Raw genomic sequence first — 14,686 nt, forward strand, 5'->3', positions numbered from 1 at the left:
GGGCATCGGCAACGCTGGGGGCTTCAGACGCAATGACAAGGTTCGATCTGTCGTTTTTTTAGAGGCGTTTAAGAATATGCCGGAAATTTTTTGTGCTTAGAAATAGCGGTACAAGTGCTGGCATCTTTGATTTAACTTCTAGCACAGCGGCGACCATTTTTTTTCGTTCAAGCACCAACGGTGGATGCTGAAGGCCAAGTATTCGAATCGTTTCGCGTACACGCTGCTTGTCTGCATCCAGTAGTGTAGGGGTAGGGCTAAGGCTTCCATCGGTGGATATTGAGAAAAAACTGTTGCAGCCGACTCTCGGTTCTATTGGCAGAATTTCAGCGCCTTTATTTTGACCACATGTTTTTGGATTGATGCAGCCATGCGCATAATTTGTATATTCGAATGTTAGGTGTGGGTGTGCGCTTGCCCCTCCCTTTGGCTTTATATGTTCGACCTGACCCTTGTCGGCATCCAAAGGGGTTTCGCAGTAAGCACACAGACCTTCTTGGGCTGTATGCAGGCATGCTTTGACGATCTTTTTGTATGGGTGAAAAGCTAGCGTGTCGAAGTCGTCCGGTCCTGCTCCGGGAACGGCTGTTGCGTAGTCTAACAATGCTCTTTCAGCGGCAGCGGGAACCGGAATATGAGTCAGTTCAATCATCCTTTTCACTCTTGGCATGCTTCGAAAGGAAATCCCAAAGTTCGGTTTCAATCCCGGAAATTTCATAGCCCGCTTCATCTAGCTTAGTTTTTAGTCTTTTTGCCTCCGGCTTGTCGGCTTCACCTTCACGTGCAAACTGTTCGTAGGCATGGGCAGTTTCTGTAATGGGTATATTTGGCCGCTCAGATACTTCCATGACGCCTGCAAGAGCATCTCCGGCTTCTTGTCCAAGAGGACTCATCTTTGGTCGCTCGGCAATCCAGATATCATCTTGTCTATAGACGACTCGAATCTGTTCACGGTTCACTGTCGTAAGTACTTGGGGACTATGAGTGCTGAGCACGAATTGAACCTTTGGAAATGCTCTTCGTAAGGATGCGATGACCTGCTGTTGCCATGCTGGGTGCAGGTGCAGGTCCACTTCGTCGATCAATACGATCCCCTCTGTTAATAAAGAAGCTTTTTGTTTGAAATGTCCATTCAGGCGGCTGCAGCGAAATGCCATATCGGCGGTCAATGAGATCATGGCTCGAACGCCGTCGCTGAGGAGGCTTATTGGCATAAGACCATGGTCCGGGTGGGACATGGCTAGCTGGCCGTGGGCCACGCTGTAATGGAAGTCTGACCAGCCTTCGCCCTCAAGTACAAGGTTAACTGCGTTTTGAATTCCTTCGATTCTAGATTGCAAATCGGAGTGCTCATAACCGGGTAAGCCCTTTTGCTGAAGCGAAGCTAGCGTTGCCTTGGTTATCCATTGTTGCATTTGGACAAAATTAGATGCTGAGGAAAGGCAGTCTTCATAACCAATAGTGCGGCTGGCACTCACTACTGTTTTGCGCATTATATTGTTATGGTTAATCCATAGTCTTCCTGCCGAGTAGTAACTGACGAGAGGTAATGCTACGTCGGCGTCGGAGCGAGTTTGTTCTTGTAAGTTTTTCCCCCACTTGGCCAGAGGTATTGCTTCTTTGGTTGTGGATCTACTTTTTGCTGTGCGTAACGCTCGTTGCCAGGCAATATTTGGCTCTTCTAGCCACGCGTCAATTTCAACAGGGAAATTGGGTTCGTTCTCAAAGCCTGCGCCCACTCTCATTAACCGAGCATCGGTTCTTTCAATGTGTTTGGACTTGCCAAAATCGAAAGCACCAACGAACGGGCCCAGCGCAATAGCAATGGCCTCCAGAATAGTAGTTTTACCTTGCCCGTTACGTGCGGCTATCACCGTCAGTTCTGGATGGAAGTCGATTTCCAGATTCTCAAATCGACGGAAATCCTTGAGTTTCAGTTTACGCAGCTTCACAGGCTTAACCTCTGGGTTCTCCGCCCTTGGCGGCGGCTTTTCTGACCGGTAGTTGATCATGAGATTGTACGGAGCTCCAGCCAAAATCCTCGCTTCAAATTTTGTGTATGGCTTCTGAGCTTTCTGTATAGGTATTTAGCTGATATCGCGTACTCCGCCCCCCACCCGGCAGTCGCTCCAGGCAGCCTTCTCGCACCAGATCAGTCAGATGGCGCGTGGCCGTTGCCTTGGAAACGTTGGCATACGCCTGATATTGAGCGGCGCTGATCCCGTGCTCGAAACCTTTTTCACCGCCATCTAGCAACCGGTTCAACACTTTGGTTTGCTCAGGTGTGAGGGCTGAAGCGCGATGGGCCTGCCAGAATCGGGTCTTGCCAAGGACGCTTTCGATCTGCGTCATTGCCTTGTGCAGGCTGCGCAACAATGTTTGCAAGAACCAGATCAGCCACGCAGTGATATCCAGCGTGGCTTTCTGGCTGTTTTCCAGGATTCGGTAATAGCCGGCGCGGTCGTTCAGGATGCTTACGGACATCGCGTAGAAACGGATCGCCTGGGCCTCGCCCTGGGCCAGTGCCAGGTCGGTCAAGGTGCGGGTCAAGCGACCATTGCCATCATCGAATGGGTGCAGAGTGACAAACCAGAAATGAGCGATGCCGGCTCGCAGCAATGGGTCGAGATCGATCTGTTGACGACTTGCCTCGAACCAATCGACAAACCTTTGCAATTGCTGTTCAAGGCCTTGGCGAGGCGGTGCCTCGAAGTGAACGGTAGGGCGGTCCAACCGGCCCGAAACCACTTGCATCGGTTCATCACCGCGTAGCGCGCCGACGCGGATCCGCCGATGAGCCAGGTTGCTGGTTTGATCAGGAAACAACCACTCATGCCAATCCAGCAAGCGCTCGACAGTCAGGGGCTGATTGAAATGCCGGGTCGCATCCAGCAGCAGGTTTGCCAAGCCCTCGCTACGCGGGCTGGCCGGATTGTCGTCTACGGGTTCCAGGCCCAGACGGCGAGCCAGGGACGAGCGCACCGAGCCGACATTCAGTTGTTCTCCTTCGATAGCCGAGGAGGTCACGATGTTCTGCAGCAAGGCGTCCAACTCGTTTTGAGCGCTGAGCGAAGCCGTGACCGCGCCCGTCATGCCAAGCAGTTGGCCTTGGGCCTGCACGCATTCCCTTAGCGCCGGCGCCAATGCTTCAGCTTGCCAGTGGAAGTCGGGCCATTCGGCCTGCTGCCAGATCCAATAAGCTGCCATGAGTCTGTCCGAAAGTGAGTGAGCCGAATAATAGCGCTATTCGGCTCATTTAGTGAGCCGAATAAAATTCCTATTCGGCTCACGCTATTCTCAGTCCGTGATTTCGCACACAGAATCGCGCGTTCCCCGATTGTGAAAAATCCGTCAAATGGCTACTCTTCGCGCCATCTACGGCCCCTTGTAACGGGGCCTTCAGACGTAATCCGAATAATGACAAACAGCGCCCGGGGAAGGGCGCCGGGTTGCGTTGTGCATGGCAGGAGGCATACGTGCGTTTTCTTTTTTTATCGATCGTGCTGCTCGGTGCGCCGTTGGCGTGGGCCGGGCCTTCGGCCGAGTTGTCGGAGCCGGTCGGTGGCTGGCGTTATAGCGGCTTGCTTGATCGCACGGAAAACCCTCAGGTCGCCTATCCGACACCGCCCATTGACCGAGGCATCCAGCGCAATCGCACGATGATCGAGGGTCGAATCAAGGACATGGGCACGGCGCGCCAGCCCCATAGCCTGGCAGTCAACGGCAACCCGTTGAACCTCTATACCGACGACGAGGGGCGTTTTGCCCGGCCGTATGCCTTTGGCGCCGGCTCCAACAGCGTCGAGGTGCGCAGCTCCGAAGGCCAGTCCCTCAAGCGCGTGCAATTTTATGAAGCCAACAACCTGCGCACCCCGGCGCAAATTCGCGTGGTGCTGGGCTGGGACGACCCCAAGGCCGAACTCGACCTGCATATCGTCACACCCGATGGCCAGCATGCGTTCTTCGGCCAGCCGGCGCTGAGCAATGGCGGCGGCCTCGACCCGGACGGCGTCGATGGCCCCGGCCCCGAGATGTTCACCATGACCGCGCCGATGCACGGTACCTACCTGGTCTACGTGAACTATTGGGGCAACTACGGCAGCGGCGGCTACAACTTCGATGAAACGAGCAACCAGAACGAGGTGATCACCTCGCAGATCAACCTGGTACTCAACGAAAACACCGTCGATGAAAAACGCGAGACCTTTGTCGTGCCCCTGCGCGCCATTGGCGATCTGTTGCTGGTCAAGACTTTCAATTACTAAGTATCCGCTCCACGGATGAACAGGCCCTTGTGAATATGAGCGACAACACTGCTTCCCCGACCACGCCGACCCCTGTCGCCAAACCAGTGCGCCGCTGGCCGGCGATATTGATCGGGCTATGCCTGGTGACCGGCGTGGCCGCCGGGTTGGGCTGGTTCATGACCAAGCCCAAGGCGCCGCCCATGGAGTTGGCGTTGGAAAAGCTCGGCGTGAGCCGTCCCGACGGTCTGCTCGAGGCGCACTCCTTGAGCCAATTGCCCAAGGACCTGCTGGCCGTGCCGTTCCTCAAGGCCACGCTCACCGAGGATTTCGTCTTCTATTACGAAGCTCACGCCGACCGCCTCGGCCTGATTGGCAGCCTGCGCCGGATCATTTACGAGCATGATCTCAAGCTTCAGGACAGCCTGATCGAGCAGCTTTTCGACCAGCCAGCCGACGTCGCGCTGTGGCGCGGTGCGGACGGCCGACTCAAGGATTTCCTGCTGGTGATGGACCGTGGCGGATTGGCGAAGGTGCTGGAGCCGTTGGCGAAAGTCGCCCTGGACGACACCCAGTTGAGCAAGCTCGGCGACCTGAAGGTGGGCAGCGATGAAGTCGCGCTCTATCAACTGAGCTATAACGCCAGCAAATCCCTGGTCTTCGCGTCCCATGGCGACAAGCTGGTGGTGTTGTCCAACCCGACCAAGCTCTACGACCAGGGCAGTGGCCCTACCGACGAACCGGGCATGATCTCGACCCAGGCCCTCGAAGCGTTGCTGGCCGGTGAGAAACTCTTCCCGGAAGCCTTCGGCCTGCCGCCCAAGGCGCCGCAGGTCAAGCAGCGCATCTCGGTCAACGCCAGCGTGCTCGCCATGGGTTACCAGCGTTTCATTCCGAACTTCGCCGGCTTGCGTTTCGACATGGACGACAAAGGCTGGCACAGCTTCCTGGCCATGGACGAATTGGAGAACCAGCCGGACTTCGATTTCAAGCCCATCTGGCAAGCCATGCCGATGGGCGCCAGCGCCTGCGTGGCCTTGCCCCTGGCCGCCGAGCAGCAGAAGCCCCTGCTGGTGAAACTCGGTGCCGACGAAAAAGCCGCCCAGGCCATGGTTGATCACGTGGCGGGTGCGGCGGGCCTGTGCTGGTACGCCGAGTCGCGCCTGTACACCCCGCTGCTGGTGGCAAGCCTGAACGAAGACGACGGCAAGCTCGACGCCGACCTGGGCAAGCTGTTCGGTTCGATGGTGGGCGCCTATGAAAACAATGTCGCCGAACATGCGTTCCCGGTTGTAGAGAAGCAGCAAGGCGCGATGCACCAATGGCAACGCCAGGTCAGCTCCAACTTCGGCCCCTACCTGGCCAAGGACGCTGAGCAGCCCGAATCGATCACCGGCAAGGCGTTCATGCGTATCAGCCTGGCGCGCCACGGTTCGACCCTGCTGTTCTCCCTTGACGACAAACTGGTCGACAAGGCCCTCGGCACCCTCGACAAACGCTTCCCGCCCATGGCCGATGTAGTGCCCAAGGACCAGTTGATGCCGGTCTACTTTGGCCCGGACTCCATGGCGCAACTGATGCAGCGCGAAACCCTCGACAGCCTGCCCCAGGACATGGAACCGGTGTTCTATAACGCCGCGCAAACCTACCTGATTCCGAAACTGCGCACCCTCGGCGGCTACGGCAAATACGCGCTGACCTTGCCTGCAGGCAGCGAGCCGGACGGCCATTGGCAATGGTTGCCGCTGGAATGGAAAGCGCTGTGACAGGACTGATCCGCACTCCCGGATTGGCGCTGCTGCTGGCATTGCTGCTCGGCGCGCGGGCGTTCGCCGACGAGGCGCCGCCGCTGGATGCGCAACAATCCCAGGTCTTTCGGGCCTGGTTCGTGCGCATCGCCCAGGAGCAACTGAGCAAAGGCCCGAGCCCGCGTTGGTACCAGCAGGACTGCGCCGGACTGGTGCGTTTCGCTGCCAACGAAGCGCTGAAAGTCCATGACCAGAAATGGTTGCGCAGCAATGGCCTGTCCAACCGCTACCTGCCGCCGGAGCTGCCGCTGAGCGATGCGCAACGGCGCCTGGCCCAGCAGTGGCAACAGGGCGGCGGCAAGGTCGGGCCCTATGTCAACGCGATCAAGCTGATCCAGTTCAACAGCCGTCTGGTGGGCCGCGATGTCACCCAGGCCCGGCCCGGCGACCTGATGTTTTTCGACCAGGGCGACGACCAGCACCTGATGATCTGGATGGGCCGCTACATCGCCTATCACACCGGCACTACCACCCCCACTGACAACGGCATGCGTTCCGCAAGCCTGCAACAACTCATGAACTGGAAGGACACCCGATGGATACCCGACGCAGCCAACCCCAACTTCATCGGCGTCTATCGACTCAACTTTCTCACCCAATGACCGGTGCCCGCATGCTGCGCTTGTGTTCGAAACTGCCCCTGCTGTTTGCCCTGTTGCTGGCACCTCTCGTGAATGCCGAAGACACCGTGGAGCCGAGCGGCTACACGCCGGTGTCCGGTGAAAGCTTCTTCCTGCTGGCCGACAGCAGTTTTGCCAGCGACGAGCAGGCGATGGTCCGTCTCGAAGCGCCGGGTCGCGACTACCGCCGGTTCCGCATGGAGCCCTACGGCGGCGCCGATATCCGCGTCTATCGCATCGAAAAGCCACTGGAGTTCCTCAAGCGCCAGAAGAACCTGCATCGCGTGGTCAGCGACGGCCAGTTCAAGGGCGAAGGCTTGTCCAATACCCTCGCGTACCTGTGGGACAACTGGTATCGCAGGTCCCGCCGGGTGATGCAGCGGGCGTTCTCCTACGAGTCCCGCCAGCAAGTCACTGAAGAAGTGCCGGAGCTGAAGGTCGGCAATGCCCTGATCGCGCCGACCCCGTACGACGCTCCAGCGCAATTCGCCTTGATCCCCGGCTTGCCGGTGGTCAGCCAGTTCCGCTATCCGCTGTGGCAGGCCAAACCGATCCAGCCGCCGGCCGGCGTCGACCTGGCCGGTTCGTCCAGCGACTTTGTCAGCGTCGCGCCGGGCAATGTCTACGTCCCGCTGGGCCAGTTGAAGCCGGGCCTGTACCTGGTGGAAGCGCTGATCGGCAAGTACCGGGCGACGACGATGGTCTTTGTCTCCAACACCGTGGCCGTGAGCAAGATTGCCGGCGACGAACTGCTGGTCTGGGCCGCGCGCAAGCATGAGGGCCGTTCGGTGCCCAAGGTCAACGTGCTGTGGACCGACGGCCTGGGCGTGATGAGCAGCGGTGCCACCGATGAGGACGGCCTGCTGCGCCTCAAGCACGTCAGCCCGGAGCGTTCGTTCGTCATTGGCGAGGACGAAGAGGGCGGGGTGTTTGTCTCGGAAAACTTCTACTACGACAGCGAAATCTACGACACCAAGCTTTACGCGTTCACTGACCGGCCGCTGTACCGGCCGGGGGATTGGGTGTCACTGAAGATCGTTGGCCGGGAGTTCAAGAACGCCCGCGACTCGGTGCAACCGACCGCCGCCGACGTCAACGTCAGCGTGCTGGACGCGACCGGCACTGCGCTGCAAACCCTGGCCCTGAAGCTCGACTCCAAGGCCGGCACCCAGGGCCGTTTCCAATTGCCGGAAAATGCCGTGGCCGGTGGTTATGAGTTGCGCTTCAGCTACAAGGATCAGCTCTACAGCAGCGCCTTTCGCGTGGCTGAATACGTCAAGCCGCATTTCGAAATCGCCCTGAACCTCGCCAAGCAGGATTACCGCACCGGCGAGCCGGTCAAGGGCAATCTGGTGTTGCTGTACCCGGACGGCAAGCCCGTGGCGGACGCCAAGGTCAGCCTGAGTCTGCGCGCCCAGCAACTGTCGATGGTGGATAACGAGCTGCAATACCTGGGGCAATTCCCGGTGGAGCTGACCAGCAGCGAAGTGACCACCGACGCCAAGGGCAACGCCGCCCTCGACCTGCCGGCCGCCGACAAGCCAAGCCGCTACACACTTACCGTATTCGCCAGCGATGGCGCGGCCTATCGGGTCAAGACCAGCAAGGAAATCCTCATCGATCGTGGCGCGGCGAATTTCCGCCTGAGCGCTCCCCAGCGGTTCAGCGCCGTCGGCCAGAAAGTGTCGTTCAGCTACGCCAACGAAGGCGGCAACGAGCAGGCCAAGGCCGTGACACCGGGCAGCTACGCCTGGGTACGCCTGGAAGACCAGAGCACCGGCGAAGGCAAGCTGGCGGCCAAGGACAAGGGTTTCAGCCTGTCCTTCGAGCGTCCTGGCACCTACAACCTGACGCTCAAGGACGACCACGGCCGGGTCATTGGCGCCGTCGCGCATGCGGTAACCGGTGAAGGTATCAAGGCCGTGCCGGGCACGGTCGAGATCGTCTTCGACAAGCCTGAATACAAGACCGGTGACGAAGCCCTGGCCTTGATCACTTTCCCGGAACCGGTCAGCGACGCGCTGCTGTCCCTGGAGCGGGACAAGGTCGAGGCTACCGCGCTGCTGACCAAGGGCGCCGACTGGCTGAAGATGGAAAAGCTCAGCGACACCCAATACCGCGCGCGCATTGCCGTGAAAGACAACTTTGCGCCGAACCTGACCTTCTCGGTGCTGTACACCAAGGGCGGCCAGTACAGCTTCCAGAACGCCGGCATCAAGGTGGTTGCGCCGCAGATCGACGTGGCCATCGCCACCGATAAAGCCACGTATCGCCCGGGCGACACCGTAACCGTGGACTTGGGCACCCAGTTCGCCGGCAAGGCGATCCCGGCGCACCTGACCGTCAGCGTCGTCGATGAAATGGTCTATGCCCTGCAACCGGAAGTGGCGCCCACCATCGACCAGTTCTTCTATCACCCCCGCCGCAACAACGTGCGCACCAGCGCCAGCCTGTCGTTCATCAGCTACGACGTGGCGCTGCCGGGCAGCCCTGGCGCGCCGGGCAAGGCCAACCGCAGCGAGCGTGGCGTCAAGGTGCTGGAACGGCCGCGTCGCGAAGATGTCGACACCGCCGCATGGCAACCGGAGCTGGTCACCGACGCCAACGGCAAGGCCCGCTTTACCTTCAAGATGCCGGACTCCCTGACCCGCTGGCGCATCACCGCCAAGGCAATCGCTGACGACGGCCAGGTGGGGCAGAAAAAGCAGTTCATCGCCTCGGAAAAACCGCTGTACCTGAAGTGGAGCGGCCCGACCCGCTTCCGCGTGGGCGACAAGCCGCAACTGGGCCTGTTCGTCTTCAGCCAGTCGGAAAAACCGCTCAAGGCCGAACTGTTGATCCACTACGCCGGCGCCGAACAGCGTGTGGTCGCGGACCTGAAAAATGGCATCAACTACGTCGCCCTGCCGACCATGGAACTGAGCAACGGCGACTTGACCGTGCAGTTGCAACTCAATGGCGAAACCCAGGACGCCCTGGCCATGCACCTCAATGCCAGCGGCAACGGTTGGCAAGTCACCCAGAGCCAGCGTCTCGACGTCATGAGTGACGCCACGCCACTGAACCTGCCGGCCGACGCCAGTGACATTCGCCTGCGCCTGGATGACAGCCCGCAAGCGCTGTTCCGTTCGGCCCTGGACGACCTGTTGAGCTACCCGTACGGCGGTGTCGAGCAGACCGCCAGCCGCCTGTTGCCGTTGAGTATTGCCTACCCGTCCCTGGCGTCGAACCCGCAGATCCGCGACCGCTTGCGTTTGATCATGCAGAACAGTCGCTTGCGCCTGGTGCAGATGGCCGGCCCGTCGGCGAGCTTCACCTGGTGGGGCCAGGATGGCGAGCCGGATGCATTCCTCACCGCCTACGCCTATTACGCCGACTGGCACGCCAGCAAGGCGCTGGACCTGAACCTGCCGCCGGAACACTGGCAGCGAGTGCTGGAGGTCTATGCCAAGCAGGCCGGTGATACGCCATTGCTGCAACGTGCCCTGATCCTGTCGTTCGCCAAACAGATGCAGCTGCCGGTGAACACCTTGGTCAGCGGTCTGATGGACGACCTGGCGAAGGCCAGCGAAGACAGCACCGAGAGCGTGCTGGACAGTGGCGAGGACAGCCTCGTCATGTACGCGCCGGATTCAGCCCTCGGCCTGGCCAGCGCCCGCGTCCTGACGGCATCGCTGGCCAAGCAGGTAAAAGTGCCAATGCCGGCGGCCTTCAGTCGCCAGGCAGACGCCGCGCAACAGCAGTTGGAACTCAGCTCCCAGCCGTTCGTCGAGGCCCTGCTGTTGTCGTTGCAGAGCTTCGATCAGGCGCGCGCCGCCGCGTTGCTGCAGCGCGTGTTGCCACAGCAATCCACGCTGGAACGTGCCCTGGCCCTGACTTGGTTGCAGCGCAGTATCGAACAGGCACCGGCGGCCACAACCCTGGAACCGGCCGAAGGCTGGGCAGCCAAGCAGGGCGCGACCGGTGAAACCTACTGGCAGTGGCAGGGCGCGCAGCTACCAACGATGCTGACCCTGACCAGTGCCCAGGCGCGTCCGGTGCAGGCGTCATTGAGCTTCCAGAGCCAGCAAGCGCCAATTGCGCCGATGGCCGTGTCCATCACCCGCCGCCTGTCGCGCCTCGTGCCGGGCGACGAAGCGTTCACCTTCAAGCTCGAAGCCGTCGGCAACAAGCCGTTGTCCAGCGACAGCCTCTATCTGGATGAAGTGATCATCAACAGCAAGGCCTCAACGCCGCTGCGCTACGGCATGCTCGAAGTGCCGCTGCCGCCGGGCGCTGATGTGGAGCGCACCACATGGGGCATCCAGTTGCTAGGCAAGGCCGACAGCGAACCGACGTCCCTGGAAAAGGCCCGTTTCGAACCGGGCCAGATGGCTTATGCGGTCCCGGTGGATGCCCTTAGTGGCGAACTGCGCCTGCGGCACCTGGTGCGTTTCTCCCAGAAGGGCCAGTTCACCCTGCCGCCGGTGCGTTTCACCCAGGTGTATGCGCCGCAAAACCAGGCTCGCGAACAGAAACCGGCGCTCGGTCAGGTGACGGTCAACTGACATGCGCAAGCCTTGGGGCTGGTGGCTGTTGTGCTTGATTCCTGCGCTGGCGACAGCGCAGGAGGAGCCCTTGCGCCTGGCTTTCGACGGTCAGCTGTTGCGAGTGAGCCAGACCCAGGTGCTGGACCGCCAGCCGTTGCCGGACGCGTTGACGGCACCGTTGGGCAGCCTGTGGAAGCTCTTCGTCTACGCCTGGCTGGTGGACACCGACGCCCGCGAGCCGGTCTATGAGTGTCGCGGCGAATCGAAAGAAGAAGTCTATTGCTGCACTGCCGGGCAGAGCATCGGCCGTGATCAGGCGCTGGTGAAGTCCTGCGGCTTGTACTTCGAACCGCAACGGCTCGGGCTTTCGGCGCCGGACTGGCGAGATTACTGGCAAGCGCGCCGGGCGCCGAACTGGTTGCTGGACTTGCCGACCTTGCAGCCGCAAACCCAGGTACCCGTTGCAGAACTGCTCAAGGCGCTGGCCACGTTGCCGGCCCAGGATCAGGCCCGGCGGGTATTACTCGACGTGGTGCTCGGCGCTGCGGATGGGCGATTGGTCGGTCAATTGGGCGGGCGCCTGCGGGTCAAGACCTGGAGTTGGCTGGGTGACCGGGGCCCAGCGTCGCGCCAGGGCGGTTTCGCCGGTTGGCTGGCCGATGGCACGCCCGTCTGGGCCGGCGGCCGCGGTACCAGCCAGCAGGTGCTGAAGAAGTATGGCGATGGCTTGGCCACGGCATTGCCGTCGCGCTGGCCGGCGGAAACCGGGCGTTGCGTGGAAGTAGGCCTGTTTGCTCGTTATCCGTTGCAGCGGGTCATGGCTGGCGACCGTCCTGCCACGCCGGGTCAGCTGCGCGGCGATTACCGTGTCGAGTTCACCAATGGCAACCAATTGGATATCCACAGCGAAGGCGAGCTGTTCCTGCTGCCTGGCAAGCTGGTCGCGCGACTGGATCGGGAAGAATACGTCGCCCGGGTCCTGCAACGCGAAGCCAAGGCCGAACCGGTCGAAGCGGCCAAGGCATTGGCCGTGGCGATTCGCACCTACCTGCTGCAAAACGCCGGGCGCAATGGTGATTGCCTGAGCATCGATGACAGCAGTCACCGCCAGCGCGTCGCCCCGCGTCCGGCGGCGCCTGAAACCCGCGCGATTGCCGCGTGGACCACCGATCTGGTCCTGGCCGGCACTGACGTCACTTACCACTCAGATCAACCGGGCCCGGACAAAATGTCCTGGGCCCAAGCCGTTGAGCAAGCCAACGGCGGCCAACGCTACGACGCCATCCTGCTGCATGCGTATCCGCGTGCCAGCCTCAGCCGCTGGGACAATCCGGTGGCGTCCTGCGAAGCGTTGCCCGCGGCCCAGGACTGGTTGCTGAAGCAGCGCCGTGGCTGGCGTCAGCGCCTGGAAAGCGAAGTGGGCTACAACGAAATCAGCGCTTTCGCGGTCTGCCGCCTCGCCTTCGGCCGGCCGTATGTCGACCGCGAGCGCCAGCGCATCTACGTACGTGGCGTGCTGTCGCTGCAAGACCGCCTCGACCTCACACACGAATACCTGCACCTGGCCTTTGAGGCTCACCCCAACGGCCAGGACGAAACCTATATCGAAGGGCTCGCCCGTCACCTCTTGCTGGAATAGACCATGACACTCCGTTATCCACAGGTCTTGTTGTTGCTTTGTGCCTTGACCGCGTTGCCACCGGCCATGGCTGCCGACCCCATCAAGCTCGACACACCCGTCGGCGGCTGGCGCAGCGGTGCGCCGGGGGGCGAGGGCGAAAGCTTCAGCCAGACCGTCAACTACCCGGCCTCGTCGGTCAAGACGCCCCCGGGCCAGGCCGACACCGCGCGCATCAGCGGCCAGATCAAAGGCGCGCCCAAGGACAGCAATGCACCAGGACAATTGATCGTCAACGGCGTAAGCCTGCCGCTGAAAACAGATGAAGAAGGCCGTTTCGACCGACCATTCTCATTCCCCAATGGCAGCAACAGCGTTGAAGTGCGTAGCGCCGATGGCCAGCAGCGCCACCGCACGCAGTTCCTCAACACCACCGGCGGCGCCACCCCGGCCAAGCTGCGGGTCCTGCTGACTTGGGATAGCGACGGCACCGACCTCGACCTGCACCTGGTGACGCCCGATGGCGCCCACATCTGGTACGGCGACCGCGCCGTCGCCAACGGCGCCGCGCTCGACGTCGACGTCACCACCGGCTACGGCCCGGAAATCTTCGCCATGCCCGCGCCGATCAAAGGCCAGTACCTGGTGTACGTGAATTATTACGGCGGCGGCTACCGCAGTGACGAGGATGAGGAGGGCGACGGCGAGCAGGTGGAACAGGCGCAACAGGCCCTGACCACGGCGCAGGTGACGGTGATTACTGAAGAGGGCACTCCGAGCGAGAAAATGGAAACGTTCGTGGTGCCGATGCGGGCGGTCGGGGAGCTGACATTGATCAAGAGCTTCAGCTATCCGTGAGGAGACAAAGAGGGGGGCTGCTGCGCAGCCCAGCGGGAGCAAGCTCCCTCGCCACAAGGGATCCTGGGGTTGACGCCTGATTTGTGAACGCTCGGAAATCCTGTGGGAGCGAGCCTGCTCGCGAAGACGGCGGCATATTCAACATCAATGCAAGCTGACCCACCGATTCGCGAGCAGGCTCGCTCCACAGGTGGCATCAGTGTATTTGTGACAAATAAAAATCTCACGCGTGAGCTATTGTGGGGTTTGCAAAGTACCTGTAGTGTTTCTCACGCGTGAGTTTTTCACAGTGGGGTCAATGCCATGCCAACCAGCTCTCCAGCAGATCCACCTGACGGCTCTGTGACCGAGTCAGTGAGCCGCACGGAAGATCGCGCCAAGCCCTCGGCGAAAAAACCGTCGAGCTTCTACATGAAGCAGATGCGCGCGGGCTTGAGTGCCGCAGGCTATGTAAAACACGAGACTTGGGTGCTTCCCGAAAATCGAGGCCTGCTCAAGCAAATGGAGAAACAGCTACGCCAACCGATTCTGGCTGGCTCATTCATGTCGGAGAATTACATGAGCGCAGGTAATAACTGGAACATCGACCGTCTCTACAGCGCCCTTCAGGCCCTGGACGAAGTGGGCGCGAACGACATCACCCTGAGCCTCGTCCAAGGCTCCGAATCCAGCATCAAGCTGGAAATGAATGACTTCGGCGGCTTGCCGATCTACATCGCCGTGGTCGGCGACCAGATCATCGTCGACACCGTCCTGGTGGATGTCGAGTCGATCAAGGATGTAGCGGCCTTCAACGACGCCGTGTTGCGCAGCCGGGAGATGTTTCCGCTGTCGTCCATCGGCATCGAGACCATGCCCAACGGCCAGGTCGTCTACAACATGTTCGGTGCGTTGAGCTCCGACTCCAGCCTGACCAACATCGTCACCGAGGTGAAAACCCTCGTTGACAATGTGCAGCGTGCCAGCGAAGCCTTCGAACGCTTCTTCATTTAATTCGCCAACAGGAACT

10 protein-coding genes are annotated in these 14,686 nt (G+C 60.6%); 7 read left to right on the plus strand and 3 right to left on the minus strand.

Translation table 11 applies throughout. The features are described 5' to 3' along the window. Positions 1 to 58: 58 nt before the first annotated feature. The 3 genes from J3P89_RS03060 to J3P89_RS03070 form a co-directional block, all read right to left on the minus strand. Positions 59 to 652 (minus strand): retron system putative HNH endonuclease, encoded by a 594-nt coding sequence (locus tag J3P89_RS03060; protein WP_434696683.1) that lies wholly within the window; start codon positions 650 to 652, stop codon positions 59 to 61. Then, positions 645 to 1,952, minus strand: a complete 1,308-nt coding sequence (locus J3P89_RS03065) for an AAA family ATPase (protein ID WP_434696684.1) — start codon at positions 1,950 to 1,952, stop codon at positions 645 to 647. Before J3P89_RS03065 ends, J3P89_RS03060 begins: the two co-directional genes overlap by 8 nt. Positions 1,953 to 2,046: 94 nt before the next feature. Next, positions 2,047 to 3,207, minus strand: a complete 1,161-nt coding sequence (locus tag J3P89_RS03070; protein ID WP_434696685.1) for a Fic family protein — start codon at positions 3,205 to 3,207, stop codon at positions 2,047 to 2,049. 269 nt (positions 3,208 to 3,476) lie between these two features. Here J3P89_RS03070 and J3P89_RS03075 point away from each other — a divergent pair, with 269 nt between their 5' ends. The 7 genes from J3P89_RS03075 (at position 3,477) to J3P89_RS03105 (ending at position 14,670) form a co-directional block, all read left to right on the plus strand. After that, on the plus strand, positions 3,477 to 4,265 hold the full coding sequence (locus J3P89_RS03075; protein ID WP_434571543.1) for a YfaP family protein: 789 nt from the start codon (positions 3,477 to 3,479) through the stop codon (positions 4,263 to 4,265). A gap of 35 nt (positions 4,266 to 4,300) precedes the next feature. After that, entirely contained in the window at positions 4,301 to 6,010 is a 1,710-nt protein-coding gene (locus tag J3P89_RS03080) for a DUF2138 domain-containing protein (RefSeq protein WP_434696687.1), read from the plus strand. Then, the gene (locus J3P89_RS03085; RefSeq protein WP_434627877.1) at positions 5,995 to 6,654 is read left to right on the plus strand and encodes a DUF1175 domain-containing protein; all 660 of its coding nucleotides are present in this window, start codon (positions 5,995 to 5,997) and stop codon (positions 6,652 to 6,654) included. Before J3P89_RS03080 ends, J3P89_RS03085 begins: the two co-directional genes overlap by 16 nt. Then, positions 6,651 to 11,219, plus strand: coding sequence for an alpha-2-macroglobulin family protein (locus tag J3P89_RS03090; protein ID WP_434697943.1), 4,569 nt, complete (start codon positions 6,651 to 6,653; stop codon positions 11,217 to 11,219). The genes J3P89_RS03085 and J3P89_RS03090 overlap by 4 nt, the downstream gene beginning before the upstream one ends. A 1-nt stretch (position 11,220) precedes the next feature. Continuing rightward, on the plus strand, positions 11,221 to 12,840 hold the full coding sequence (locus J3P89_RS03095) for a DUF2300 domain-containing protein (RefSeq protein WP_434696688.1): 1,620 nt from the start codon (positions 11,221 to 11,223) through the stop codon (positions 12,838 to 12,840). A 3-nt stretch (positions 12,841 to 12,843) separates the two neighbouring features. Next, positions 12,844 to 13,677, plus strand: coding sequence for a YfaP family protein (locus tag J3P89_RS03100; protein WP_434696689.1), 834 nt, complete (start codon positions 12,844 to 12,846; stop codon positions 13,675 to 13,677). A 411-nt stretch (positions 13,678 to 14,088) separates the two neighbouring features. Beyond that, positions 14,089 to 14,670: a YjfI family protein gene (locus tag J3P89_RS03105; RefSeq protein ID WP_434697944.1), complete on the plus strand. Its 582-nt coding sequence runs from the start codon at positions 14,089 to 14,091 to the stop codon at positions 14,668 to 14,670. The last annotated feature ends 16 nt before the right edge of the window (positions 14,671 to 14,686 follow it).

The sequence above is a fragment of the Pseudomonas sp. Z1-14 genome (genome assembly GCF_051132005.1).
Classification (GTDB): domain Bacteria; phylum Pseudomonadota; class Gammaproteobacteria; order Pseudomonadales; family Pseudomonadaceae; genus Aquipseudomonas.

What these genes read in the sequence shown, in the direction of transcription:
- J3P89_RS03060 (WP_434696683.1), bottom strand. Translation starts at nt 652, where the DNA reads ATGATTGAACTGACTCATATTCCGGTTCCCGCTGCCGCTGAAAGAGCA.
- J3P89_RS03070 (WP_434696685.1), bottom strand. Translation starts at nt 3,207, where the DNA reads ATGGCAGCTTATTGGATCTGGCAGCAGGCCGAATGGCCCGACTTCCAC.
- J3P89_RS03080 (WP_434696687.1), top strand. Translation starts at nt 4,301, where the DNA reads ATGAGCGACAACACTGCTTCCCCGACCACGCCGACCCCTGTCGCCAAA.
- J3P89_RS03085 (WP_434627877.1), top strand. Translation starts at nt 5,995, where the DNA reads ATGGAAAGCGCTGTGACAGGACTGATCCGCACTCCCGGATTGGCGCTG.
- J3P89_RS03090 (WP_434697943.1), top strand. Translation starts at nt 6,651, where the DNA reads ATGACCGGTGCCCGCATGCTGCGCTTGTGTTCGAAACTGCCCCTGCTG.
- J3P89_RS03095 (WP_434696688.1), top strand. Translation starts at nt 11,221, where the DNA reads ATGCGCAAGCCTTGGGGCTGGTGGCTGTTGTGCTTGATTCCTGCGCTG.
- J3P89_RS03100 (WP_434696689.1), top strand. Translation starts at nt 12,844, where the DNA reads ATGACACTCCGTTATCCACAGGTCTTGTTGTTGCTTTGTGCCTTGACC.
- J3P89_RS03105 (WP_434697944.1), top strand. Translation starts at nt 14,089, where the DNA reads ATGAAGCAGATGCGCGCGGGCTTGAGTGCCGCAGGCTATGTAAAACAC.